Below are 24,689 nucleotides of genomic sequence, written 5' to 3'. Positions count from 1 at the left end.
GTCTTCTGGCCCAAGGTATGACGGCCCCTCGCTCGCCGCGCAACCGTCAGGGCGTCAGCGCGAGAGCGCGACCTCGCAGCCCGCCGCCGCCGCGCCTTCGAGCGCGCCGGGCTTCTCGATCCGCACGGCGCAGCGCCGCACCCGCGGGTCGTCCAGGCAGGCCGCGGCCAGCCGCTGGGCGAAGGTCTCGACCAGTCCTACATGGCCCTCGGCGACGATGGCCCGGGCGGCCGCGGCGACCGTCTCATAGTTGACCGTGTCGCCCAGCCGTTCGACCGGCGCGGGCGTCAGTTCCAGCGTCACGTCGATGACCAGCCGCTGCAGCCGCCCCAGTTCATGATCATGGACGCCGATCCCGGCCTCGAGCGTCAGTCCGCGCACGAACACCGTCAGCCCTTCGAGTCGGGGTGCGCCGGCGCCGGTAAGGGGCAGGGGGGTTACGCTCACGGCCTACTCCACGATATCCGGGGTGCGCCAGGCCAGATGCTGGCCTCCGTCGACGGCGATCATCTGACCCGTCACCAGCTCCGCGTCCACCAGCCAGCGCACGGTCCGGGCCACCGCTTCCGGACTCCCCGGTCGTTCCAGCAGGGTCGCCCCGGCCTCGGCGGCGAAATCGTCCGGGGTCTGGTGCACCGAGGGCAGGGTCGGTCCCGGCCCGACGCCGTTGACCCGGATGCGTGGCGCGAGCGCCTGGGCCATGGTCCGCGTGGCGAACCACAGGGCCGACTTGGACAGACCATAGGAGAAGAATCGGGGATCGGGCTTCAACACCCGCTGATCGAGAATATTGACGATGGCCGAGCCGTCCGGCGCCTCGCGGGCGAAGACCTGCGCCAGCAGCACCGGGGCGCGAAGGTTGACGTCCAGATGGGCGGACCAGGTTTCGCCGGTGATCGTGTCCAGCCGGTCGTCGGCGAAGACCGAGGCGTTGTTGACCAGCACCGACAGCGGCCCCAGCGCCTCCGCTGCGCGCCCGACCAGGTCGTGGGTCGCGACCGCGTCGGCCAGGTCCGCGGACAGGGTCACGGCGCGGCGGCCGAGCGCCTCGACCGCCCGGGCGACTTCGGCGGCCTCATCGTCCGAGTTCCGATGGTGGATGGCGACGTCGAATCCGGCCGACGCCAGCTCGAGACAGATCGCACGCCCGATCCGCTTGCCGCCGCCGGTGACGAGGGCGGCGCCGGAACGGACGGGATGGTCAGTCAACCCGGCCGAACTCGATGAAGTTGATGGCGGCCAGGACGGCGACGAAGCCGAGGATGATGTAGAGGGCCAGCATGGAAAGCTCCGTTGTTGGGGTGCCAATAAAGCGCCGCGCCCCACTGTTCAAGGACGGCGGGAAGCGGATCGTCGCGCCCCGGCGAAATCTTCGGCTGTGCGGCGGCGGCGCCGGGATGGTACAGGCGCTCCCATGAACCCCGCCCTCTTCTCCATGATCGCCGTCGTCCTCGCGGGCGGCGCCACCGCGCTTCAGGCCCCGACCAACGCCCGGCTGATGGGGGCCGTCGGCTCGCCGGTGAACGCCGCCTTCGTCTCCTTCGCCATCGGCACGGCGGCGCTGGGAATCGTCGCCGTGATCCTGCAGGCCCGACCGGATGTCGCGGCCACCCGCGCCCTGCCGTGGTACGTCTGGATCGGCGGCCTGTACGGCGCGGTCTTCGTCGTCGCCGCCGCTTGGGGCGTGCCGCGTCTCGGCGTCGCCCTGACCATCACCCTGATGGTCGCCGGACAGCTGCTGGTCGGCCTGATCCTCGATCATTTCGGCGCCTTCGGCGCGCCGCAGCATCCGATCAGCCTCGGCCGCGCCGCGGGCGTCGCCCTGGTTCTGGCCGGCGTGCTTATGGTCCGCCGCTTCTAGGCCTATATCGGTCCCGATGACCGAGGAGCCTGTGCCCGCCGATTCGCCGCCGACCGCCCTGATCGCGGCCGACCTGATCCGCGACGAGGCGCGGCGGGCCCCGGACAAGCCGGGCGTCTACCGCATGTACGGCGAGGACGGGACCTGCCTCTATGTCGGCAAGGCGCGCTCCATCAAGAAGCGCATCCTCCAGTACGCCCAGGGCCGGTTCCACACCCAGCGCATCGGCCTGATGGTGTCCCTGACCCGCTCGATGGAGCTGGTCATCACCGCCTCCGAGACCGAGGCCCTGCTGCTCGAATCCAGCTTCATCAAACAGCTGAAGCCGCGCTTCAACGTCGTGCTGCGCGACGACAAGTCGTTCGCCGAGCTGATGATCCGCAAGGACCACCGCGCCCCCCAGGTGCGCAAGCATCGCGGAGCCCACACCACGCCCGGCGACTATTTCGGCCCCTTCGCCTCGACCTGGGCCGTCAACCGGACGCTCAACACCCTGCAGAAGGCCTTCCTGCTGCGCTCCTGCTCCGACAGCGTCTACGAAACCCGCACCCGGCCCTGCATGCTGCACCAGATCAAGCGCTGTTCAGCGCCCTGCACCGGCCTGATCTCGCTCGAGGACTACGCCGGTCTGGTCGACGAGGCCTCGGCCTTCCTCAAGGGCAAGTCGCGGGCCGTGATCGGCCGCCTGTCCGAAGAGATGAGCGCCGCCGCCGAGGCGATGGACTACGAACAGGCCGCCCGCGTCCGCGACCGCATCCGCGCCCTGTCGGCCATCTCGATGGAGAATTCCGTCAGCGCCGACGGCGTGGCCGAGGCCGATGTCTTCGCCCTGTTCTCCGAGGGCGGTCAGGCCTGCGTCCAGGTCTTTTTCTACCGCGGCGGCCAGAACTGGGGCGGCCGCGCCTATTTCCCGCGCGTCGACCGGACCGACACGGACCCGGAAATCCTCGCCGCCTTCCTCGGCCAGTTCTACGAGGACAAGCCGATCCCGCGYCTGATCCTGTCCAACGTCCGCCCSCACGAGCTGGAGCTGCTGGAAGAGGCCTTCTCSATGAAGGCCGAACGCAAGGTCGAGATCGCCAACCCCCGGCGTGGCGAGAAACTGGCCCTCGTCGATCACGCCCTGACCAACGCCCGCGAGGCGCTGGGCCGCAAGATGGCCGAGGGCTCGGCCCAGGGCAAAATCCTCGACGAGGTCTGCGAGGCCTTCGGTCTCGACASCCGSCCCGAGCGGATCGAGATCTACGACAACGCCCACATCCAGGGGACCAACGCCGTCGGCGGCATGGTCGTSGCCGGRCCCGAGGGYTTCCAGAAGTCCCAGTACCGCAAGTTCAACATCCGCGGCGAGGACCTGACCCCCGGCGACGACTACGGCATGATGCGCGAGGTCATGCGCCGCCGCTTCTCCCGCCTCGTGAAGGACGAGGACGCGGGGGAGGAGGTGGTCCGWCCCGACCTGCTGCTGATCGACGGCGGCGCCGGCCAGCTGGCCGAGGTGCTGGCCGTGCTGGCCGATCTGGGYCTGGACGACATCACCGCCGTCGGCGTGGCCAAGGGTCCCGACCGCGACGCCGGCATGGAGCGGTTCTTCATGCCGGGCCGGCCGCCCTTCATGCTGCCGCTGAAGTCGCCGGCGCTCTACTACATCCAGCGCCTGCGCGACGAGGCCCACCGCTTCGCCAACGGCGCCCACCGCACCCGCCGCTCGATGGACATCAAGAAGAACCCGCTGGACGAGATCGAGGGCGTCGGTCCCGGCCGCAAAAAGGCCCTGCTGCACGCCTTCGGCTCCGCCAAGGGCGTCGGCCGCGCCTCGGTGGCCGACCTGGTCAAGGTCGAGGGCATCAACCAGCCCATGGCCGAACGCATCCACGCGTTTTTCCATCCGGCGGCCACACGGCGCTAGTTCCGCCCTCCGTGGCTGAGTCTCGCTCAAGGTGATAACGATGTTACCGAAAGCGAGGCGAGCACATGAACCCGAACAAGGCGCTTTGGGAAAAGGGCGACTTCACCCGCATCGCCGCGGCGATGCGGGAGAGCGGAGAGGCGCTGGTCGACGGCCTCGGCTTGACGCCGGGTCTGGACGTTCTTGATCTCGGCTGCGGCGATGGCACCACGGCCGTTCCGGCGGCGCGGCGCGGCGCGGAGGTGCTCGGGATCGACATCGCCGAAAACCTGGTGGCCGCCGGCAACCGGCGCGCGGCCGAGGCGGGATTGCACAATCTTCGCTTCCAGCAAGGGGATGCATCGGATCTGCGAGACGTCGCCGACGAGAGCTTCGATCTGGTGGTGAGCATCTTCGGCGCGATGTTCGCGCCGCGTCCGTTCGACGTGGCCCGGGAGATGACGCGGGTGACGCGGAGCGGGGGCCGCATTGTGATGGGGAACTGGATTCCCGGCGATCCAACCCTGGTGGCCCAGATTCTGAAGACAAGCGCGGCCTATGCTCCGCCGCCGCCCGAAGGCTTCGTCAGCCCGGTGACATGGGGCGTCGAGGCGAATGTCCGGGAACGCTTCGAAGCGGCAGGCGTCCCGACAGAGAACATCGTCTGCGAGCGTGCGACCTACGTCTTCCTCTCTCCCGCGCCGCCGCGCGCCCTGCTTCAGACCTTCAAACACTACTACGGCCCGACGATGAACGCGTTCGAGGCGGCGTCGAACGATGGCAGGGCTGATGAACTGGAGACGGAACTGAGTGCAATATTCGAGACGCATAATCGCGGCGGCCCGGACACCACCGAGATACCGGCGACCTTCCTCAAGGTCGTAGTGATGAAGCCCTAGACGGGCGCCCCGAGGATTCGCGCGCCCTCTCCCCCAAGCCGAACGGATTGCCTATACCGGTCCCATGACCGACGAATCCCGCGACGCCCTGCTCTCCGGTTACCGCCGATTCCGTGAAGGCCACTGGGCCGAGGCGAAGGCGGAATACGAGGCCCTCGCCGAAAAGGGGCAGAGGCCCCACACCCTCGTGGTCGCCTGTTCCGACAGCCGCGCCGACCCGGCCCTGATCTTCGACGCCGCGCCGGGCCAGCTGTTCGTCGTCCGCAACGTCGCCAACCTGGTCCCGCCCTATGAGCCCGACGGCCATCTGCACGGCGTCTCCGCCGCGCTGGAGTTCGGGGTCAAGGTGCTGAACGTCTCGCGCATCATGGTCATGGGCCATGCGCTCTGCGGCGGGGTGAACGCCATGATCCACGGCGCGCCCGGCGATTGTCAGGACTTCGTCGCCCCCTGGGTGGCGCAAGGGACGGCCGCTGTCCGCCGCGTCTGCGAGGAATGCCCGCCCGAGGACCTCATGCAGAAGGCCGAGGAGGCGGTGGTCCGTCTCTCGCTGGACAATCTGCGCACCTTCCCCTGGATCGCCGAACGCGAGGCGGCGGGGACCCTGGCGCTCAGCGGCGTCCATTTCGGCATCGCCGACGGCGTCCTGCGCTCCCTGCGCAGCGGCGAGTTCGTGTCCCTGGCCTAGGGCCGACGGGCCAACCGCCTCGCTTCATGCAGCGAAGCGTGGCAGATCGCGTTGAGGTATCGGAGCGCCCCATGACACCCAATCCCCACGCCAATCCCATTCCGAACATCCTGACCGGCCTGCGCCTCATCGCGGGGGTCATCATGTTCCTGATCCTGGCGGGGGCGGCGCCCCAGGGCATTCCCTTCCTGTCGGAGTATCTGAGCCCGGACGACCAGTTCCGCTTCGGCCGCACCGCCTTCGTCATCTTCGTGGTCGCGGCCTCGACCGACTGGGTCGACGGCTATCTGGCCCGACGCTGGCACGCCACCACGCGCTGGGGCGCCATCCTCGATCCGATCGCCGACAAGATCCTGGTCACCGGCGCCATCCTCGGCGTCCTCGCCTGGGGAGCCCTGCCGCAGATCGCCATCCCCTGCGGCCTGATCCTGTTCCGCGAGTTCGCCGTCTCGGCCCTGCGCGAAACCGTCGCCGGCAAGGTCAAGCTGCCGGTCACCCTGCTGGCCAAGTGGAAGACCACCCTGCAGATGGTCGCCCTGGGCGCGCTCCAGCTGGTGCTGCTGTGGGACGGCTTCGGCCTGCCGCTGGAATGGCAGCCGAATTTCCAGACCTTCGCCTACGTCCTGATCTGGCTCGCCGCCATCGTCACCCTGTGGACCGGCTGGCAGTATTTCGCCAAGGCCCAGCAGAAGATGAGCCAGCTGTAGGTAGGTTCCGGGGGCCAGGGGTTAGGTTGTCTGATCTAGCCCCTGGCCCCTGGCCCCTGAAACCTATTCGACCCCCAGCTCCGCCACCAGCCGTTCCATCCCGTAGACATCCCGCAGCGCCGCCGTCACGGCGCCGGTGGTCACGATCACTGACCGGTTGACGTTGCGGTCATAGCCATAGGCGTTGCGCTGGGTCAGGACGGTGGAGTCGAAATTGGCCCCGACGATCTCGCCGGCCGCATTGACCACCGGCGAGCCCGACGAGCCGCCGATGGTGTCGGACGACACCGCCATGTTCAGCACCGTGTCGCCGTCGATCCGCTCGCGCGCGGCCAGCAGCTTGGGCGCCACGTCGAACGGCGCCGCGCCCGTCGCCCGGTCCCACAGGCCGTTGAAGGTGGTGAAGGGGCCGAACCTCTGGCCGGGAACGTCCGTGCCCTCGATCCGGCCGTAGGTTAGACGCAGCGTGCCGGTCGCATCCGGATAGACGGCGTCGCCATAGGCGGCGAAGCGGGCGGCGGCCAGCCGTTCCGAGGCCCGGTCGGTCGGGGCCTGGACCCGGGCCTCCCAGTCCGAACGCGCGGCGCGGGTCTCGTCCTGGATCGACAGCAGATACTGGATCATGGGATCGTCCGAGGCCTCGACGGCGGCCAGGCCGCCCTCCCACAGCGCCCGCCGCACGGCCGGATCGGCCAGGGTCGTGCCGCTGACCAGCCGCGCCGACAGGGCTTCCGGCGACTCCCTGCCCAGCAGGCCGCGGACCGCCGGATTGTCCACGGTCAGCCACTCGCGGGTCTTGGACAGCCACCATTCCATGCGGACCTGTTCCAGCGACGGGTAGACGGGGCGCTCGGCGAACAGCCCCGACTGGACCGCGGCCAGCCGGCTGTCGGCGAACTCGGGCAGGCGCTCGGCCGAGGCCTTCTCCCGCTCCTGGGCGCCGCGCACGATGGTCCGGGCCCAGTTGAACAGCTGCGACCCGCCGGCCACGGGCGTCGTGCCCGCGCCGGTCCCGCCTTCCAGCAGGGCCATGGCCGCATAGGTCTCGCGCATGATCGGCTGGACGGCCGCCAGTTCAGCCCACGGATCGGCGCCCGTCGTGTCCGACCGGGCGGCGTAGCGTGCGCGGAAGTCCGCCTCATTGGCCGCCCGCGTCGCCATGAAGCCGGGATCGACCAGGGCCCGCATCCGGCCCAGCCCGCGCTTGTAGGTGTTCTCCAGCCCCACGATCGGATCCATGGCGATGAAGGCGTTCTCCTCGCTCTCTTCCGAGAACCGGATCAACCGCCCGCGCAGTTCCGAGGCCAATAGCTGGTCCATCGGCAGGACCACGTCGCGGATGGTGAACAGCTGCTCCTGGGTCAGCAGCCGCTGCGTCGCGCCGGGACTGCCCGAGACGAACACCGGCGTGCCCTCGACCGGCTTGTCGGCGTTCCACCTGAAATGGGTCGGCGTCGCGGCCGGGGCGCCGTTCTCGTACAGCCGGATGAAGGCCGCATCGATGGCGAAGCGGGGGAAGCTGAAATTGTCCAGATCGCCGCCGAACGTCGCCGCCCGGTCCTCCGGCGCCCAGGCCAGCCGGACGTCGGAGTATTTCTTGTAGGTGTAGAGCTTGAACTGCCCGCCCCGGTACAGGCTCACGACCTGACAGCGCTTGTCGGTCGCGGCGCCGCAGGCTTCCTGCTCGATCCGTCCCGCTTCTGCGTCGCGCGCCCGGGTGAAGGCCTGGCCCTCCAGACCGGCGCCGGCCGCGTGCATCCGCTCGGTGACGTCGCTGATGTCGGTCAGGATTTCCGCCGTGCCGCCGGGGCATTTCAGCTCTTCCTCGCGGCTGCGCGGGGTGAAGCCCGTCTCGGCGTAGTTGACCGCCTGGGTCGACAGATTGGCCACGCAGGTGGCGACGCAGTGGTTGTTGGTCATCACCAGGCCCTCGCCCGAGACGATCCCGGCCGAACAGCCGCCGAACTTGACCGAACTCAGCCGCACCCGGTCGAGAAAGGCCTGGTCGATGTTGGTGCCCAGCGTCGCGTTGGCCCGGGCGATCGGGAAGTTGTCGAAGGTCCACATGCCTTCCTCGGCGCGGGCGGCGCCGGCGGCGAGGGTCAGAAGGGCGGCGGCGAGGGCGGGGGTGAGGTGACGCATCGAAAACTCCTGTCCTCTCCCCTTGCGGGTGGAGGAGGCTCGCACGGCGAGCCGACGACGGGTGGCCCGCGCAGCGGGTCGGATGAGGGGTCGCGCTGAGGGGACCCGATTGGACGGCCGGACCATGAATGACGAAGGGGTCGCCCGGCAAGACCGGAGCGACCCCTCATCCGTCAGGCTTCGCCTGACACCTTCTCCTGCAAGGGGAGAAGGACCGTTACTCCACGCCCAGCTCTTCCAGCAGGCGCGGCTGCGGATAGATGTTGCGCAGCGCCTCGGTGATGGCCGCGGTCGACACGCTCACCGTCCGGTTCAGTTCGCCGTCATAGCCATAGGCGCCGCCCAGCGAGTGGATGTTGCCGTCAAAGGCCGCGCCGATCACCTCGCCCTCGGCGTTGATCACGGGCGAGCCCGAGTTGCCGCCGATGATGTCGTTGGTCGAGGTGAAGTCGAACACCGTCTCCTTGTTCACCCGGCTTTCGTTGTCGATGAAGGCCTGGGCCGCGTTGAACGGCTCGGCCCCCGTGGCCCGCTCATACAGGCCGCCCATGTAGGTGAAGGCCGGCACGGTCACGCCGCGATAGGTCCAGCCCGCAACCTGGCCATAGGACAGGCGCAGCGAGAAGGTGGCGTCGGGATACTGATTGGTGCCGTAGGCCGCGAACCGGGCCTGTGCGACCTTCTCCGCGGCGACGGCGGTCGGGGCGTTGACCTCGGCGGCCCAGCGGTCGCTGATCGCCTTGGCGGCGTCGTCATTGGCCACGACGAAGGCGAGCAGGGGATCAGCCTCGGCCAGCTGCGCCGTGGTCATGGCCGCGGCCTGGGCGCGGAAGGCGGCGTCGCCCATCCGGGTGTTGGCGATCAGCCGGTCGGCCAGGCCTTCGGGGCTTTCGCGGCCCAGCAGACCCTTAACCTGCGGATTGTCGACGGTCAGATACTCCCGCGTCTTGGACAGCCAGTAACGCAGGCGGATCTCTTCCATGTCGGTCGCGATCGGCGTCTCGGCGCCGACCGCCGCGACCAGGCGCGCGCGCTGGGCGTCGGTCATCGCCGTGTTCTTCGAGGCGCGCACCAGGGTGCGGGCCATGGCGTACAGGGTCGAGCCGCCGCCGGCGGCCTGTTCCAGCTGGCGATAGGGCAGGTACAGCTCGCGGGCCGTCGCCTGCACCCGCTCCAGGTCGCCCCACGGATCGCCGATCCGCTGCACCAGTGCGGGGTCGGCGGCCACCCGGGCGCGCAGGTCCGTCTCGGCGTCACGCCGGGCGCCGAGGAAGGCCGGATCGAGCAGCGACTGATGCTGGCCGTACTGGGCCTTGAAGCTGTTCTCCAGGCCGAAGATCGGGTCGAACGACAGACGCTTGGCCTCGTCGCCGGTCAGCGAATATTCCAGCAGGCGGCCGCGCAGTTCCGAGTTCTGGATCAGGGTCAGCGGCAGCTGCTGGTCCCGCAGCCGCTCCAGCTGGCTCATGGTCAGCAGGCGCGAGGTCGAGCCGGGGTTGCCGGCCACGAAGGTCACGTCGCCTTCCTTGGGCGCGTTGGGATTCCATTTCAGGAAGTTGGGCGTCGCGACCGGCTGGCCGTCCTCATAGGCGCGCAGGAATCCGGCATCGAGGGCGTAGCGCGGGAAGTTGAAATTGTCGGGGTCCCCACCGAAGAAGGCCGCCTGGTTCTCCGGCGCGAACACCAGCCGCACGTCGTCGTATTTGCGGAACTTGTACATGGCGTAGCGGCCGCCGCGGTAGAAGCTGATCACCTGGCAGCTGAATTTCGGATCGCCGGCGCAGGCCTCGGTCTGGATCGCGTTGGTCTCGGCCGTACGGGCGGCGTTGAAGGCCGCGCCCTCCAGTCCGGCCCCGGCGCCCAGCACCCGGTCGGTCACGTCGACGATGTCGACCAGAACCTCGGCGGTCTGGCCGGGGCAGCGCTTTTCCTCTTCGCGGTTGGCGGTCAGGAAGCCGTTCTTCACATAGTCCTGCTCGGGCGACGACAGCTCCTGCGCGCAGCCGACGACGCAGTGCCAGTTGGTCAGGATCAGCCCCTCGTCCGAGACGAACGAGGCCGAACAGCCCTGGATGCGGACGGCGGCGTTGCGAACACGGTCCAGCCACGCCTGGTCGATCCGCGTGCCGTATTTGTCGTTCACCGTCTGGATCGGGAAATTGTCGAACGTCCACATGCCTTCATCGGCGCGGGCCGACGAGGGTGCGGCCATGACGGCCATGAAGCCGGCGACCGCGGCGATCGAGGCGGTCGCCGAGACGGCGGCGCGAAGCGAACGAAGCTGCATTCTGCGAAATCTCCCAAGTGCGGCGTTGATCGCCGACTGTTGCCGCTACCTAAACCCGATGAACCGATCCCGTCCATCGCCTCTCGATCCGCCTCACGAAAGCGTAACGCCGGTGGCCTTACCCCGATTTAACTTGGTTCCAGCGAACACCGTCGTCACATAGCGGTAACGCCTCGGGGGTCTGTCCTTACCAATGTCGCTCGCACTTTCCACGCTGCTGTATGAGTGGCGGCGCTATATGGCCGCCGTGATGGCGCTGGCCCTGTCGGGCCTGCTGGTGCTGGCCATGACCGGCGTCTTCATCGGCATCGGCAAGGGCTTCACCGCGACCATCGAGCGTTCCAGCGCCGACATCATCATCATGCAGCCCGGGGCCAAGAGCCTGATGGGCGGACCCTCGGGCGTGCCGCGCCGCTTCATTCCCCTCGCCTATCGCAACCCGGCGGTGATCGAGGTCCAGCCGCTGGACGGCGCGGGGGGCTCGTTCCAGTCGGTCAAGAACGTCGACCCGACCATGTCCCAGGCCGAGCGCGCCAAGATGGGCGCCCCGCGGCAGGAATTCGTCCAGGCCAGCATCATCGACACCACGCCCGGCGCGGTCACCATTCCCACCGACTATTCGCAGGAACTGGTCGACGCCCTGCGCCAGCCCTACACCGTCGCCATCGACGAGACGGCCGTGGCCAAGCTGGGCGTCAAGCTGGGCGACAAGGCCCTGTACAACGGCCAGACCGTGACCGTGGTCGGCATCACCCGCGGCTATCCCAACATGATGCAGGCCACCATCGTCATGTCGCGCGACACCCTGCGCATGCTGGGCCAGGCCGACACCGGACCCCGCGTCGGCCCCCTGATGATCAAGCTGCGCGATCCGGCCCAGGCCGAGCGCGTGGCGGTCGAGCTGAACGAACAGGGCGACGGTCAGTGGAAGGCCTGGACCCGTCAGGAACTGGCCGACGCCAACGCCTCGGCCATGTTCGAGGAAGGCATCCTCGTGATCATCATCGGCGGCTGCGTGGTGCTGGGCACCATCATCGGCGTGGCCATCACCTGGCAGACCCTGCGCGGCGCCATCATGGCCAACATCAAGGAGTTCGCCTCGCTGCGGGCCCTGGGCGTCGGCATGGGATCGCTGAACCGGATCGTCATGGAGCTCAGCTTCTGGGTCGGCCTCGTCGGCGTCGGCGCCGCCATCGGCCTGACCCTGCTGGTGCAGATGCTGGCGGCGGCCAATGCCGTCATCATCGCCCTGCCGCCCATCCTGCTGGTCGTCGTCGGCGGCGGGCTCGTCGTCATCGCCATGCTGTCGGGCCTGCTGTCCCTCGGCATCCTCAAGAACAGCCAGCCGGCGGACCTGCTGCGATGAGCAAGACCCGAACGCACGGCAAGCACGGCGACTTCGCCATCGAGGCCCGGGGCCTGGTCAAGCGCTTCAAGTCCGGCAAGGGCTTCGTCGAGGTGCTGAAGGGCGTGGATTTCGACGCCCGCCACGGGGACCTGACCATGGTCATGGGCCCGTCGGGCTCGGGCAAGTCGACCCTGATCGCCGCCCTGTCCGGCCTGCTTCGGCCCGAGGCCGGTCGCGTCGACACGCTCGACATCGACGACCTGTGGAAACTCTCCGCCGGGCGGATCGACCGCTTCCGCCTCGACAACTGCGGCTTCATCTTCCAGGGCTTCAACCTGTTCCCCGCCCTGACGGCCCTGCAGCAGGTCGAGGTGGTGCTGAAATTCCAGGGCCTGTCCAAGGGCGACGCCAAACGCCAGGCGACCGCGACGCTGGAGGAGGTCGGCCTTGGCCCGCGCCTGCACCAGAGGCCTTCGGCCCTGTCCGGCGGCGAGAAGCAGCGCGTCGCCATCGCCCGCTGCCTGGCCAAGAACCCCCAGATCCTGTTCGCCGATGAACCGACATCGGCGCTGGACGGCGAGAACGGCCAGGTGGTCATCCGCCTGCTGCGCCGCGCCGCCACCGAACACGGCGCCGCCGTGATCTGCGTGACCCACGACCCGCGCCTCGAGGAATGGGCCGACCGCGTCATCAAGATCGAAGACGGCGTCATCATCGACGACCAACGCCGCATCCCCAATCCCGACGCCACCCTGGCCTCGCACTGACGACCCCAAGGACCATCGACATGCCCGCCTTCCTCAAGAACAAATGGCTCTGGATCGGTCTGGTGCTGATCGTCGTGCTCGTTGTCGGCTTCAACGTCATGCAGGGCGCGAGCAGGGCGAAGAAGGCCGAGGAAGAGAAGGCCAACGCCCAGAAGAAGGTCGAAAGCCCCTATGCGGCCATCGCCAACGGCAAGGTCGATGTCGAGGGCGGCATCATCCAGATCGCGGCCCGCCGCGGCGGCGTCGTCCGTGAAGTGCTGGTGCAGGAAGGCGACCGCGTCGTCGCCGGCCAGATCCTCGCCCGTCAGGAAGACGAAGAGCCGCGCCTGGCCCTGCAGAGCGCCAACGCCGACGTGGCCCAGGCCGAGAGCCAGCTGCGTCTGATCCAGGTCGACATCCGCACCGCCCAGCGCGAGCACGACCGCCTCGCCCGGCTGGTCGACTCCAACTTCGTCGCCGCCTCGCGCATGGATGCGGCGCGCGACGCCATCGCCCAGGCCCAGGCCCGGCTCGGCTCGCAGCAGGCGGCGGTCCAGACCGCCCGCGCCCGCCGCGACCAGGCCGCCTACAATGTCGAGCTGACGGTGATCCGTGCGCCCCAGTCGGGCCGCATCGTGCGCCGCTACGCCAACCCCGGCGCCGGCGCCTCGACCCTGAACGTATCCAACATGTTCGACCTTGAGCCTGATGCGCCCCGCATCGCCCGCGCCGAGATCGTCGAGAGCGACATCCCCAACATCACCCCCGGCCAGGCTGTCGAGATCACCCCCGAGGGCGATCCGTCCAAGGTCTATGTCGGCGCCGTCCTGCGCCGCGCCGCCGTCTTCGGCGCCCGCAAGCTGGCCTCGGACGACCCCTCGCAACGCTCGGACGAGCGGGTGGTCGAGGTGGTGGTCACCGCCGGAGACGCGCCCCTGCTGATCGGCCAGCGCGTGCTGGTCAAATTCATGAAGCCCGGGCAGACCGCCGGCGCCCCGCGCGCCGTCGCCGCCGGCGTCCCCGCCGCCCGCGCCATGCGCGCCCCCGCGGCGGCGGGCTGATCCCTTGAGCTAGCGGCCGGTGAAATCCGCCGGCCGCTTCTCCAGCGCCGCCGTGACCCCTTCCAGGTGATCGTCGCCGAGGTGCGCCAGCGCCTGCATCGACGCCGTCATCTCCAGGATCTGGTCGAAAGTCGCGTCGCGGCCCTGGCGCAGCAGGGCCTTGGTCATGCGCAGGGCCTGGGGGGCGCGGGCGGCGATCTCCCCGGCGGTCGCCATGGCCTCGTCCATCAGCCGGTACGGCGCGACCACCCGGCTGACCAGCCCCCATTCCATCGCCGTCCGCGCGTCCAGCACCCGGGCGGTGAACAGCATCTCGGCGGCGCGCGCATAGCCGATGTTGCGCGGCATCAGCCAGGCCCCGCCGTCGCCCGGCAATATGCCCAGCTTCAGGAAGGGCACGCCGAAGGTCGCCGTCTCCGAGGCGATGCGGATGTCGGCCAGCCCCGCGATGTCGCAGCCCAGCCCCATGGCCGGACCGTTGATCGCCGCGACCAGCGGAACCTCAAGCCCGTACAGCGACCGCACGATCCGGTGCACCACGCGGCGGTAGCGTTCGCGGATATCCGCGCCTGAGCCGGCGAACAGGTCTCGCCGGTCCTTCATCGCCTTCAGGTCGCCCCCCGCCGAAAACGCGCGCCCGGCCCCGGTCAGCACCACGCAGCGCACCGCCGGGTCCGCGTTCACCGCCTCGCAGGCGGCGGCGAAGGCTTCGCCGTCCTCGAGGTCGGGCAGGGCGTTCAGCCGGTCGGGCCGGTCCAGCGTCCAGATTTCGATGTGCGCGCGGCGTTCTCGACGGATCAGGGTCATGGCTCCGCTGTGCCGCAACCGCGGCCCCGCCGCAACGTCAGCAGCGGGGGACCTTGCGCGCCACCGACGACCAGGCCCGGGTCAGGGGAAGGTCGGCGTTCTCCCTGGCCGCGGCTTCGGCTTCGGCCGCCTGGGCGGCGAGGCTGACATAGCGCCGGACGACCGCCATTCCAGGGGGCAGAATGTCGTCGGCTTCGAGGAAACTCGCCCGCTCCGGCGTCACGATCGGCGCCGGCGCGGCGGACGTGGCGGCGATCGTCTGCTGCATCGGCGTCCAGACGACGAAGTCGACCCCGCGATCCGGCGACCAGCCGTCTCGCGACGGCCGGACGGCCGTGGTCGCGACCAGCGTCGCCTCAAGCTTCAGCATATGCGCGCCCCTCCGACAGAAGACTGGCACGGATTTCATTCCGGCGCGCGTATCACTCGCGCGACAGAAGAATTGAAAAAGCCCCGGGCCTTTCGGACCGGGGCTTTTTCAGTCGATCGAACTCGCCCTAGCGGCGCTTCTCGATCTTGATCGGCACGAAGTTCGACGGATGGCTGACCACGCGGTCGCCTGCCCCGTTGTTGTTCTTCGTATTGACCAGCATCCCGCCCCAGAGGGCGAAGGACATCATGGCGTGCTGGAGATTGCGGTCTCTGTCGTTCATCCTGGCGTCTCCTTTCGATGGAACGATGAAAAGAGACACGTCGTGCTTTTCGGGAATCTCACCGTCATAGTCGTTTCGCGTCATGGTCAAGCTAATTCCGACCGGCGAAAAATGCAATAGTTTTTACTCCGACACCGGACCATATTTCGTATTCATGTCATCGACTGTCGCCGAAAATCCACAGACCCCGCCGCGCGCCGTCGTCACGCCGTGCATCAAGCTGTGCGTCGTCGACGGCGCGTCCGGCCTCTGCCTCGGCTGTTTCCGCACCCTGTCGGAGATCGGCGGCTGGAGCGGTTTGACCGAGGATCAGCGCGCCGCGGTCATGGCGGGCTTGCCGGCGCGGCGGACCCGGATCGATCCGGCCCTGCTGGGCCCCGCCTGAGCCGACCGCGTTAAGGCCGTGCAAACCATCCCCCTTCACCGCATCCAAACGGGCGCGTGCGATACCGGGCCGTCGCAGAAGCGGCGCCTCAGGACGAGTAACGCATGCGTTTCGACCTTTCCTCTCTCGGCATCATGGCCGCCGCCGTTGGTTCGGCGCTCACCACCGTCTGGTGGATGGATCACGCCGGTCTGCGGGGTCAGGCCCAGGCCGCGACCGTCCCCGCCGTCCGCGCCTTCGCGCCCGCCGAGGGGACGCCGGCGCGTGTGCTGAAGGGTCTCGACGGCCACTACTGGGCTGACGCCCTGATCGAGGGCCACGCTGTCCGCGTCATGGTCGACACCGGCGCCAGCGTGGTCGCCCTGACCCGCAACGACGCCGCCCGTCTGGGCCTGAAGCTCACCCCGGAGGACTTCTCCGGAACACTGATCACCGCCTCGGGCCCGGTCCGCGCCGCGCCGGTGGAGCTTCAGGCCGTCGCCGTCGCCGGCGCCCGCATCGAACGCGTCCAGGCCCTGGTGGTCGAGCGCGGTCTGCCGCATTCCCTGCTGGGCATGAGCTATCTGGGCCGCCTCTCGGCCTTCACCGCCACGCCCGCCAGCCTGACCCTGCGGCCCTAGAACGCCTTCGCCACCACCGACAGCGCCGTGGCCAGCAGATAGACCGCGAACGCCTTGCGCAGGACCCGTTTGTTCAGCGAATGCGCCAGCCGCGCCCCCCACGGCGCCACCGCCGTGGTCAGCACCGCCATCACGATCGCCCCGGGCACGTTGACATAGCCCATCGACCAGGGCGGCCGGCCCTCGGCCTGCCAGCCAGCCACCACGAAGCCCAGGGTCGCCGCCGCTCCGATCGCCACCCCGAAACCCGATGCGGTCGCGACCGCCTGATGGATGGGCCGTCCACACAGGGTCATCAGCATCCCCCCGAAACTGCCGCCGCCGATCCCCATCATCGCCGACAGTCCGCCGATCAGGCTTCCCAGCCCGCGCCGCCCCCAGCCGGTCGGAAGGTCCGACCTCAGCGTGAACCGCTCGGGCATCAGCCCCAGCTGCGCCGCGATCAGGGCCAGGCAGACGCCATAGACGATGGCCAGTCCCTCCATCGAGGTCACGCCCGCCACCGCCGCCCCGATCAGCGCCCCGACCGCGACCCAGGGCGTCCAGGTCCTCAATACTCCCTCGTCCACCGCCCCGTGCGACCGATGCGCCTTCAGCGACCGCCAGCTGGTCGCCACGATGGTCAGCAGCGAGGTCCCGATCGCCGTGTGCAGATTGCCCTCGCCGCCCACGCCCAGCACCTCGAAGGCGTAGAACACCGCCGGCACGATCACCGTGCCTCCGCCCACGCCGAACAGCCCGGCCACGATCCCGCCCGCCAGTCCCGCCGCGACCAGGGCGGCGAGCAGCACAAGCAGTTCGGCAAGGGGGAGGGCGGTCATGGGTCCTGTCTAGTCTGACTCGCGACGAAGGGGACCGCGCCGCCGCGCAACCTTCGCCGCCGCACACCGTTCTTTCCGCACAGGGACGCACCCACCCGGAAAGACACCCCCCATGACCTCCATCAAGCTTCTCGCGGCCTCCGTCGCCGCCCTCACCCTGGCGGCAGGCGCGGCCTCCGCCCAGACCCCCTACAGCCAGACGCCGTACGGGCAGCAGACCCAGTCCGATCCGATCGGCGCCATCCTCGGCGCCCTGTTCGGCGACCGGCTCGGCGTCTCGACCACCCTGGACAGCGAATGGTCGCGCGGACGCCGTCCGCTCAACACCCAGCGCGCCCAGTTCGAAAGCCGGCTGGACGCCGACGTGCGCTCGGGCGCCATTTCGTCCTCGGCCGCCAGCAGCCTGAGCGCCGAATACGGCGATCTGGTCGCCCTGGAGGCCCGCTACACCGCCGACGGCCGGGTCACGAGCCAGGAACGCGCCGACCTGAGCGAACGCTATCGCGCCTTCGCCACGCGCTACCAGGCCGGCGGCCAGAGCGGTTATGACGACGACTATGACGGCTGGCGCCCGCTGGCCGAGAGCCGCGCCGCGTTCGACGCCCGCGTCAACGCCGGCGTTCGCAACCGCACCCTGACCCGCGCGCAGGCCACCCGCCTGTCGACCGACTTCGACGCCCTCGTCCGGCTCGAGACCAGCTATGAGCGCAACGGCATCGACGCCCGCGAGCGTCAGGATCTGGAAGCCCGCTGGGCCGATCTGAACCGCCGCGTGGGCGACGGCTATGACGACGGTTACAACTCGGGCGACAACTGGGGCTCCGATCCGCGCGGCGCGCAGATCGAGGCTCGCATCGCCGCCGGCGAGCGCAACGGTTCGATCAGCCGGACCGAGGCCGCCAGCCTGCGGCTGGAGCTGCGCGACCTGATGCGTCGCTGGACCGAGCTGGAAACCCGCGTCGATCTGGCCCGCCGCTAAACCGCGGAAGGGGGCGTCGCTCAGATCAGCAGCGCCCCCTCGTGCCGCAGCAGCCACCCCTTGCGCTCCAGCCCCCCGCCGAACCCGGTCAGAGAGCCGTCCGCGCCGACCACCCGATGGCAGGCGAGGATCAGCGGGATCGGATTGCGGTTCAGCGCCACCCCCGCGGCCTGGGCCGCCCCGGGCTCGCCGGCCCGTCTGGCCATCTCGCCATAGCTGATGGTCACGCCCGCCGGGACCTCGGCCAGGGCCTTCCACACGCGCGGCTGAAAGCCGTCGGACGCCGCGCCGTCCAGCGACCAGGGCACGCGGTTCAGGGCCTCGCGGTCCCCGTCGAAATAGGCCGCCAGTTCCCGCGCCACCGCCGACGGCGCCTCGCCCTCCGACAGGGTCGCCGCCGGATATTCCCGCCGCATCGCCTTGATCAGCCCGTCGCCGAACGACACGCCGCGCACGACGCCCGCCCCGTCGCAGGCGAGGGCCAGCGGCCCGATGGGGCTGTCGATCCACGACAGGATCAGGCGATCCGGCGCGCTCATTCCACCGCCGGCATCAGGGCGTTGACCTCGGCCCAGCCCAGGGCGCCTTCGCCCAGCGGCTCGGACCGGCCGTCGGCCAGGAAGGCCTCTGTCAGGGCGGCCGCCCGGCCCCAGGTCGCGCCGACGATGCCCGAGCCGGCGCTCAACCGCCGCACCCCCAGACCTTCCAGCGTCCTGGCGTCGGGCAGGCCCGGATAGGCCAGCAGGTTCAGCGGCAGGGGCGTCGCCCTGACCATCGCCGCGATGTCGGCCGCGTCCGTCAGCCCCGGCGTGAACAGGCCGTCCGCGCCCGCCGCCGCATAGATCGCCCCGCGCCGCGCCGCCTCGGCCACACGCGTCCCGGGCTCGCCCACGCCCCTCAGCCACACGTCGCAGCGGGCGTTGATGAACAGGTCGCGCCCGACCGCCGCCCGGATCGCGGCGATCTTGGCCGCCAGCAGCTCCGGCGCGCCGCCGCCGTCCTCGATATTGATCCCCGCCGCTCCGGCCTCGACCAGCCGCCGGGCCTCCGCCGCGACCATGGCCGGATCGTCGGAATAGCCGCCCTCGAAGTCGATCGACACCGGCAGGCCCTGCGCCGCCCGTACGACGTCCGCGCAGACCTGAACCACCCGATCGACCGGCAGGGCGTCCCCGTCCGGCCAGCCCAGGGCCCAGGCCACGCCCGCGCTGGTCGTGGCGATCGCCTTCGCCCCCTTGGCCCGCATCAGGGCCGCAGAACCCCCGTCCCAGGCGTTGGGCAGGATCAGCAGGCCGGAACGGTGCAGGTCGTGAAAGGCGGTCATGGCGTGTCTCCGTCAGGGCCGCCGACCTCACGCCGATGCCGCGGGATTGTCCGGCGGTTTTCGGACGCGCTCACCGGGGGGCGGGGTCGGCGGCGGCGTAGGCGGCGTTCTGGATCATCCGGTAGGTCGGCGTGCCGTTGATGCACGCGCCTCCGACGCTGCGGCGCGGTCGCCCGGCCTCCGCCATGTCGGCGATGATGGCCGAACTGTCCTGCGGGCACAGCCGCCGGCGCGAGCCGTCGATGCGCCGGTTCAGCGGCAGGTCGTGCGGCCACCAGTCCGGATCCCAGGCGCGGCAGGGATCGCTCCATGCCGCCTCCATCTGCGCCGTCTTCTGCGCCGACAACCGGCCCTCGTGGGGCGGCCAGTATCGCTCATCGGCCGTGCGGCTGTCGTTCCAGTTTGCGTACCAGGCGTCGATCTCCTGGCGGCTCAGCCCCTGCGGCAGTGGCGGAGGCGGGGCCGGCGGCCCCTCGTTGACGCTGTGCCGCCAGAACCACCAGGACCCGTCCGCCTCGCGCCACACGACCGAGCGGTGGTCCGAACTGTAGCCCCCGCCCGGGGGCATCCGCGCGCGGATCACCACCGACGCGTCCTCCGGCGGCCGCCGCGCCGCCCAGGCCGGGATTCTCACCACGTCCAGCATGTCAGCGACCGGCGACCCCGCGGCGGTCGGCAGCCGGGCCCGCTCGCGCTCGAGCGTGCGGAAGTCGACGTCGCGCACCGCCTCGCATTGCGCCTGCGGCGGCCGCTGCGACTGCGCCTCCGGCGTCGGAGCCTGCGCCCCCGCTCGGCCCGCCGCAGCCCCCTGCAGCAGCGCCAGCGCCAGCGCCGCCGTCCTCGTCGCCATTCGCATCCCGTAGCCCCCGTTGAGAAGCCAGCTTCGCCGACGATTGTCCCTGCGGCAACCACCGGTCCGCGGCCGGAACAGGCGCACCGGCGCGGCGTTACGGTGAAGCTCCGGCCGGCCTCCCGCCGCGTCGGGCGTCAGGACACCGCCCCATGGTCAATCGTCGCGCCGGCCTTCCCCTCACGGCCCCGTCCGTGCCCCTGTTCGCCATCGCCGTGGTGCTGGCCGTCCTGGCCATGCTGGTGCAGTACGGCGGCGTCGCCATCCCTGTGGTCAGCGACCATGTGTTCAACACCCTGGCCATCGCCTTCGCCGTCCTCACCGCCGGGGTTCTGCTGCGCAACGCGTGAGGCGGAAGGCGCGGGAGATCCGATCGCCGGGAGCGGCTCGCCGCCGCCCCCGGGCATCCGGCCCCGGCCCTAGAAGGGCCGGTAGTTCAGGCTCAGGAAGAAGCGCCGTCCGAACAGGTCGAAATTGTCCGCGCTGGTGTTGCCCAGCCAGCGGGCCGGCTCCGCGTCGAAGGCGTTGACCACCCCGGCCCGGACGGTGGTGTCCTCCCGCATGTTCCAGCGCACCGAGAAGTCGTGCTGGGAGAAGTCGCCCGTCTCCAGGTATTCCAGCGTCTCGTAACGGTCGAAATTGCCGTAGCCGATATTGTCGACGTCCTCGATCTCCTGGCTGACCTGCCAGTCCCAGTCCCAGGTGAAGGCGAGGGTGTCCGTCGGCTCCCAGGTCACCGTGGACAGGAAGCGCACGCGCGGCATGCCGACGGTGTCCTCGAAGTCGCTGGAGTCCGTCGGATCGACGATGTTGACGAAATCATGCTGTTCGATCAGCCAGTTGCCACGGATCGAATGGCTGAACCGGCCCCAGTTGTGACCGGCCCACTCCGGCAGGTCGAAGCCATAGCGCGCGGTGAAGTCCACGCCCTTGGCGGTCAGGGCGGCGTAGTTCAGCGATCCCTGGATGAAGCTGCTGACCAGGAAGGTGCCCGGGTTGCGGGTGATGGTGGCGCAGGCGCCGGTGTTCACCTGGTTGCCGCTGACGCACTGGTTGGCGGCCGACTGCGCGGACACCGAGGCGATCGCATCGCTGATCTCGATGTCATAGTAGTCCAGCACGATCGACAGGTTCGGGAGCAGATAGTCGGGCGTCCAGACCCCGCCGATGGTGAAGCTCTCCGACGTCTCCGGCTGCAGGAAGGGGTTGCCTCCGGCCAGACCCGGCACCGAGCCGCTGCCGTAGTTGGGCAGATAGGCGTTCGGCGCTGACGGATCGCTGAAGGTGAAGGTCAGGCCTGCGGCCGTGGCCAGGGCGGCGCAGTTGGCGATGCGGTTGTTGGCGATCGTCCGGTCGGCCAGGTTGTTGATCACCGTCGCGCTGCAGGGGTCGGAGAAGCCGTTGGCGAAGGTCTGGCCGTAGGGCTCGTTGGTCTCCGACAGGTTGGGCACGCGGATCGCCGTCGCCGTCGTCGCCCGGAACAGGAACTGGTCCGTTGGCCGCCACTGGAACTGGGCGCTGTAGGTGTCCTGCTTGCCGACGTGCGAATAGTCGGACACGCGATAGGCGCCGCTGATCTCGGAAGAGCCCAGGAAGGTGTCGGTGAAGAGCGGCAGCCTCAGCTCGGCGAAATAGTCGTTGGTGTCGTAGCTGGCCTCGGCGAAGTCCGGTCCGGTGTTCAGGAACAGCAGGCGGCCGGCGGTGTCGGAATCGCGTCCCACGCCGCTGGTGATCTCCTCGCGGTACTCATAGCCCAGGGCGACGCCGATCGGGCCGGCGCCCCAGAAGTCCCACAGGTCGCCGGTGGTGAAGGCCAGGAAGTCGTGTTGCTTGTTCTGGTCGGTGACGGTGATCGCCGCCTGCAGATAGTCCAGGCCTTGCTGGGTGAAACCGTCCGGCCCGAACACGCGCACCGGCGAACAGTCGTTGATCACCGCGCCCTGCCGGGAATAGGTCACGCCGCCCACGACGGCGTTCGGCACGGCCACGCCCTGGGCCGTCAACAGCTTCACGCGGCAGACGATCTCGCCCGGCCGGCCGTTGACGATGCCCGCGGTGTCGACCACCGCGTCGGCGGCCGCCTGGTAGCGAACGACGTCGACGCCCAGCTCGGTGTTGGCGTTGTTCATCTCGCCGTAGGTGTAGCCGGCTTCCCAGGTCACATTCCGATAGAAGCCCAGATCGCCCGCGTCGCCGCGCAGTCCGAGAACGTAGCGCTGCAGGTCGCGGTTGTTGGTCTGGGTCCGCGGCGGCCCGTACAGTTTGTGCTGGGCGCGCGGGTCCGCGACGTTGCTCGTCACCACCCCCGCCGAATTATAGATGTCGCGGCGGTTGGTCTGGATGGCGGTGCGGACATTGGTCGGCAGATAGGCGTTGTCCAGGCCGATCTCGAACGCCGAGGTCGCGGTGATGGCGCCGACGGTGCCGGGGGCGAACTGGCGGATGTTGAAGTCGTGGAAGACCCGCTGGCCCGCGTCGAAGGTTTCTTCCTCGACGTATTTGGCCTCGCCGAAGACCTCGATCCTGTCCGTCACATCGAAGTTGAAGCCGGTCTGGAAGCGGTAGTTGGTGGATTCCGGCAGGCGGCTGCCCTGGGCCTGTTCGGTGTTCTGCACCATGCCCTGCCCGCCGTTGCTCGAGTTGCGGGTGAAGCCGGCGCCTTGCCGGATCGAGCCGAAGGTGACCGGCTGGGACGCGCCGGTGTTGTCGTAAAGGAAGCCGTTGTCCAGGCGGTTGGACGGCGCCAGCGAGAAGCAGTTGGCCGAGAAGGTGGTCGCGGAGCAGCTCTGGAACGGCACATCGGGGTCGGCGGCGGGGCTCGGCCGCACGCCGGTCGACAGGATGGTCACGCCGCCGAAATTGGTGCCGCGGATATAGGTGCGCAGATCGCGGACCAGGATCAGGTCCGGCACGCCGTCGCTGGGCGCGGAGGCCGGGTCGGAGTCGTTGGCCAGCAGGCCCCACGATTCCCGCTTCCAGTCGATGTCGGTGTCCAGCACCTCGTCATTGCGCTGGTATTCGCCCGAGACATAGACGTTCAGCCGGTCGTCCAGCAGGTTCTGGCCCCACAGCWCCGACAGGCGCTGGCTCAGCTGATGGTCGTCGTTGATCTCGGCGACCGAGGCGTCGATCTCCAGGCCCTCGAAATCCTTCTTGAGCACGAAATTGACCACGCCGGTCACGGCGTCGGCGCCGTAGACGGCCGCGTTGCCGCCCGTCACCACCTCGACGTTGTTGACCAGCAGGCGCGGAATGGTGTCGACGTCGACCGACAGCGTGCCGGGGCTCGATCCCACATGGCGGCGTCCGTCGACCAGGGTCAGCGTCCGCACCGCGCCCAGGGCGCGCAGGCTCAGCAGCGACAGGCCGCCGTCGTTCAGGTTCGCGCCCGTGGTGTCTTCCGGCACCACCGAGGTCGACAGGGCCGGGATGTCGGCGAGGAAGTCGATGACGTTGACCTCGCCCGACTGCTGCAGCTCCTCCTGCCCGATCTGGATCAGCGGCGTCGGCGAATTGGTCGGGTCGCGGCGGATGCGCGAGCCGGTGACGACCACCTCGCCCAGATCGGAGGCCTCGGGATCCTGGGCCGGGGCGGTCTGGGCGCTGGCCGCCGCCGGGATGGCGGCCGCGAGCGTCACGGCCGAAAGGCCGGCCAGCAGGGAGGAAGTCATCAGGAACGGCCTGGTGCGCATGTGGAGGACCCCGAATGATGAGAACAAGACGTCAGCGTTGCAGTTAGGAGGGGGCCCCGCCGGTTTTGCAACCGAATAGACACAAACCCGCCACGGCTTCGACACAGGCGTGTTGCGCCCACCACAGTCGGGCCGGGCGGGCGCGGCGTCCGTGCCTCCGCCCGGGGCGGCGCGCCCTCCGACCCCTAGCCGCGGGCGGCCGCGCGCCCTACCTTCCGTTCATGGCCCGTTCCCCCTCCGCGTCCCACGGCAAGTCCGGCAAGCCCGTCCACGTTCCGGGCCAGTCGGCCGAGATGTCCGCCGGCCTGTCCGAGGCCCGCGCCCCCTTCATCTTCGACCCGGCGACGGCGACCAATCGCATGCCGATGTTCGCCCCCGTGTCCGGCCCGCGCCTGACGCCGGAGGAGGCCCCCGGCAAGCCCTCCGACTGGACCCCGCACCGCCCCGACCGCCCGGCGGGCCGCAAGCACATCCCCTTCCGGCTGGAGACGAAATACACCCCCGCCGGCGACCAGCCCGCCGCCATCGCCGAGCTTGTCGCCACGGCGAACACGGGCGAGCGCGACCAGGTCCTGCTCGGCGTCACCGGTTCGGGCAAGACCTTCACCATGGCCAAGGTCATCGAACAGACCCAGCGCCCGGCCCTGATCCTGGCCCCCAACAAGACCCTCGCCGCCCAGCTCTATTCCGAGTTCAGGAGCTTCTTCCCCGACAACGCCGTCGAGTATTTCGTCAGCTACTACGACTACTACCAGCCCGAGGCCTACGTCCCGAAGTCCGACACCTACATCGAGAAGGACWSSTCCATAAACGAGCAGATCGACCGCATGCGYCACTCGGCGACGCGGGCGATCCTGGAGCGGGACGACGTCATCGTYGTCGCCTCGGTCAGCTGCATCTACGGCATCGGCTCGGTCGAGACCTATACCGC

At 69.6% G+C, this 24,689-nt stretch carries 26 protein-coding genes; 13 read left to right on the top strand and 13 right to left on the bottom strand.

Going from position 1 to position 24,689, the window contains the following annotated elements; translation table 11 throughout:
* Positions 1-54: 54 nt before the first annotated feature.
* Genes folB through ASD25_RS32810 form a run of 3 tightly spaced genes read right to left on the bottom strand, consistent with a single transcriptional unit; the run spans position 55 to position 1,333 of the window.
* Positions 55-447, bottom strand: coding sequence for a dihydroneopterin aldolase (gene folB / locus ASD25_RS11315; RefSeq protein ID WP_235561776.1), 393 nt, complete (start codon positions 445-447; stop codon positions 55-57).
* Positions 448-450: 3 nt separating this feature from the next.
* Complete coding sequence (locus tag ASD25_RS11310) at positions 451-1,209, bottom strand: SDR family oxidoreductase (RefSeq protein ID WP_055830917.1); 759 nt, start codon at positions 1,207-1,209, stop codon at positions 451-453.
* Complete coding sequence (locus ASD25_RS32810) at positions 1,202-1,333, bottom strand: hypothetical protein (protein WP_255356155.1); 132 nt, start codon at positions 1,331-1,333, stop codon at positions 1,202-1,204. The genes ASD25_RS11310 and ASD25_RS32810 overlap by 8 nt, the downstream gene beginning before the upstream one ends.
* Positions 1,334-1,414: 81 nt before the next feature.
* On the opposite strand from ASD25_RS32810, the gene ASD25_RS11305 reads away from it, so the two are divergent.
* From ASD25_RS11305 to pgsA, 5 genes are all read left to right on the top strand, one after another.
* The gene (locus ASD25_RS11305; protein ID WP_055830915.1) at positions 1,415-1,861 is read left to right on the top strand and encodes a DMT family transporter; all 447 of its coding nucleotides are present in this window, start codon (positions 1,415-1,417) and stop codon (positions 1,859-1,861) included.
* Between the two features lie 16 nt (positions 1,862-1,877).
* On the top strand, positions 1,878-3,770 hold the full coding sequence (gene uvrC, locus ASD25_RS11300) for an excinuclease ABC subunit UvrC (RefSeq protein WP_156389284.1): 1,893 nt from the start codon (positions 1,878-1,880) through the stop codon (positions 3,768-3,770).
* A gap of 65 nt (positions 3,771-3,835) precedes the next feature.
* The gene (locus ASD25_RS11295; RefSeq protein WP_055830912.1) at positions 3,836-4,648 is read left to right on the top strand and encodes a class I SAM-dependent methyltransferase; all 813 of its coding nucleotides are present in this window, start codon (positions 3,836-3,838) and stop codon (positions 4,646-4,648) included.
* 64 nt (positions 4,649-4,712) lie between these two features.
* Positions 4,713-5,336 carry a carbonic anhydrase gene (locus ASD25_RS11290; RefSeq protein WP_055830911.1) on the top strand — a complete coding sequence of 208 codons (624 nt, stop codon included), beginning with the start codon at positions 4,713-4,715 and terminating at the stop codon, positions 5,334-5,336.
* 71 nt (positions 5,337-5,407) lie between these two features.
* Entirely contained in the window at positions 5,408-6,043 is a 636-nt protein-coding gene (gene pgsA / locus ASD25_RS11285; protein WP_055830909.1) for a CDP-diacylglycerol--glycerol-3-phosphate 3-phosphatidyltransferase, read from the top strand.
* A gap of 63 nt (positions 6,044-6,106) precedes the next feature.
* On the opposite strand, the gene ASD25_RS11280 is transcribed toward pgsA, so the two are convergent.
* Both ASD25_RS11280 and ASD25_RS11275 read right to left on the bottom strand, forming a co-directional pair.
* Entirely contained in the window at positions 6,107-8,185 is a 2,079-nt protein-coding gene (locus ASD25_RS11280) for a S46 family peptidase (protein WP_055830908.1), read from the bottom strand.
* Between the two features lie 217 nt (positions 8,186-8,402).
* Positions 8,403-10,472 (bottom strand): S46 family peptidase, encoded by a 2,070-nt coding sequence (locus tag ASD25_RS11275; protein ID WP_055830906.1) that lies wholly within the window; start codon positions 10,470-10,472, stop codon positions 8,403-8,405.
* 193 nt (positions 10,473-10,665) lie between these two features.
* On the opposite strand from ASD25_RS11275, the gene ASD25_RS11270 reads away from it, so the two are divergent.
* The 3 genes from ASD25_RS11270 to ASD25_RS11260 are packed head-to-tail and all read left to right on the top strand — an operon-like array spanning position 10,666 to position 13,627.
* Entirely contained in the window at positions 10,666-11,838 is a 1,173-nt protein-coding gene (locus tag ASD25_RS11270; RefSeq protein WP_055830904.1) for an ABC transporter permease, read from the top strand.
* Entirely contained in the window at positions 11,835-12,587 is a 753-nt protein-coding gene (locus ASD25_RS11265; RefSeq protein ID WP_055830902.1) for an ABC transporter ATP-binding protein, read from the top strand. The genes ASD25_RS11270 and ASD25_RS11265 overlap by 4 nt, the downstream gene beginning before the upstream one ends.
* Before the next feature lie 20 nt (positions 12,588-12,607).
* The gene (locus ASD25_RS11260; protein WP_055830899.1) at positions 12,608-13,627 is read left to right on the top strand and encodes an HlyD family secretion protein; all 1,020 of its coding nucleotides are present in this window, start codon (positions 12,608-12,610) and stop codon (positions 13,625-13,627) included.
* A gap of 9 nt (positions 13,628-13,636) precedes the next feature.
* Here ASD25_RS11260 and ASD25_RS11255 read toward each other — a convergent pair whose 3' ends face one another.
* From ASD25_RS11255 to ASD25_RS31225, 3 genes are all read right to left on the bottom strand, one after another.
* Positions 13,637-14,434, bottom strand: a complete 798-nt coding sequence (locus ASD25_RS11255) for a crotonase/enoyl-CoA hydratase family protein (RefSeq protein ID WP_055830895.1) — start codon at positions 14,432-14,434, stop codon at positions 13,637-13,639.
* A 37-nt stretch (positions 14,435-14,471) separates the two neighbouring features.
* On the bottom strand, positions 14,472-14,804 hold the full coding sequence (locus tag ASD25_RS11250) for a hypothetical protein (RefSeq protein WP_055830894.1): 333 nt from the start codon (positions 14,802-14,804) through the stop codon (positions 14,472-14,474).
* Between the two features lie 127 nt (positions 14,805-14,931).
* Positions 14,932-15,087, bottom strand: a complete 156-nt coding sequence (locus tag ASD25_RS31225; RefSeq protein WP_200943601.1) for a hypothetical protein — start codon at positions 15,085-15,087, stop codon at positions 14,932-14,934.
* A gap of 154 nt (positions 15,088-15,241) precedes the next feature.
* Here ASD25_RS31225 and ASD25_RS11240 point away from each other — a divergent pair, with 154 nt between their 5' ends.
* A complete protein-coding gene (locus ASD25_RS11240; RefSeq protein WP_055830888.1) occupies positions 15,242-15,472 on the top strand; it encodes a DUF1289 domain-containing protein in 231 nt (76 codons plus the stop codon).
* 104 nt (positions 15,473-15,576) lie between these two features.
* Positions 15,577-16,092, top strand: coding sequence for a TIGR02281 family clan AA aspartic protease (locus ASD25_RS11235; protein WP_055830886.1), 516 nt, complete (start codon positions 15,577-15,579; stop codon positions 16,090-16,092).
* Here ASD25_RS11235 and ASD25_RS11230 read toward each other — a convergent pair.
* A complete protein-coding gene (locus ASD25_RS11230) occupies positions 16,089-16,913 on the bottom strand; it encodes a sulfite exporter TauE/SafE family protein (RefSeq protein WP_055830884.1) in 825 nt (274 codons plus the stop codon). The two genes, ASD25_RS11235 and ASD25_RS11230, sit on opposite strands and share 4 nt — an antisense overlap.
* A gap of 112 nt (positions 16,914-17,025) precedes the next feature.
* Here ASD25_RS11230 and ASD25_RS11225 point away from each other — a divergent pair, with 112 nt between their 5' ends.
* Complete coding sequence (locus ASD25_RS11225) at positions 17,026-17,892, top strand: hypothetical protein (RefSeq protein WP_055830882.1); 867 nt, start codon at positions 17,026-17,028, stop codon at positions 17,890-17,892.
* A 20-nt stretch (positions 17,893-17,912) separates the two neighbouring features.
* Here the strand turns inward: ASD25_RS11225 and ASD25_RS11220 are convergent, their stop codons facing one another.
* The 3 genes from ASD25_RS11220 to ASD25_RS11210 form a co-directional block, all read right to left on the bottom strand.
* The gene (locus ASD25_RS11220) at positions 17,913-18,431 is read right to left on the bottom strand and encodes a methylated-DNA--[protein]-cysteine S-methyltransferase (RefSeq protein WP_055830880.1); all 519 of its coding nucleotides are present in this window, start codon (positions 18,429-18,431) and stop codon (positions 17,913-17,915) included.
* The gene (locus ASD25_RS11215) at positions 18,428-19,216 is read right to left on the bottom strand and encodes an isocitrate lyase/phosphoenolpyruvate mutase family protein (protein ID WP_055830878.1); all 789 of its coding nucleotides are present in this window, start codon (positions 19,214-19,216) and stop codon (positions 18,428-18,430) included. Before ASD25_RS11215 ends, ASD25_RS11220 begins: the two co-directional genes overlap by 4 nt.
* Before the next feature lie 70 nt (positions 19,217-19,286).
* Complete coding sequence (locus ASD25_RS11210; RefSeq protein WP_055830876.1) at positions 19,287-20,066, bottom strand: hypothetical protein; 780 nt, start codon at positions 20,064-20,066, stop codon at positions 19,287-19,289.
* Positions 20,067-20,218: 152 nt separating this feature from the next.
* Here ASD25_RS11210 and ASD25_RS11205 point away from each other — a divergent pair, with 152 nt between their 5' ends.
* Complete coding sequence (locus ASD25_RS11205; protein ID WP_055830873.1) at positions 20,219-20,416, top strand: hypothetical protein; 198 nt, start codon at positions 20,219-20,221, stop codon at positions 20,414-20,416.
* 69 nt (positions 20,417-20,485) lie between these two features.
* Here ASD25_RS11205 and ASD25_RS11200 read toward each other — a convergent pair whose 3' ends face one another.
* A complete protein-coding gene (locus ASD25_RS11200; RefSeq protein ID WP_156389283.1) occupies positions 20,486-23,737 on the bottom strand; it encodes a TonB-dependent receptor domain-containing protein in 3,252 nt (1,083 codons plus the stop codon).
* 242 nt (positions 23,738-23,979) lie between these two features.
* On the opposite strand from ASD25_RS11200, the gene ASD25_RS11195 reads away from it, so the two are divergent.
* Positions 23,980-24,689, top strand: a 710-nt coding sequence (locus tag ASD25_RS11195) for a DEAD/DEAH box helicase family protein (RefSeq protein WP_156389282.1), incomplete at its 3' end; no start/stop codon positions are given.

It is taken from the genome of Brevundimonas sp. Root1423 (genome assembly GCF_001426805.1).
Note: the sequence above shows the minus strand (reverse complement) of the source record. Positions and strands in the feature narration are given on the sequence as shown.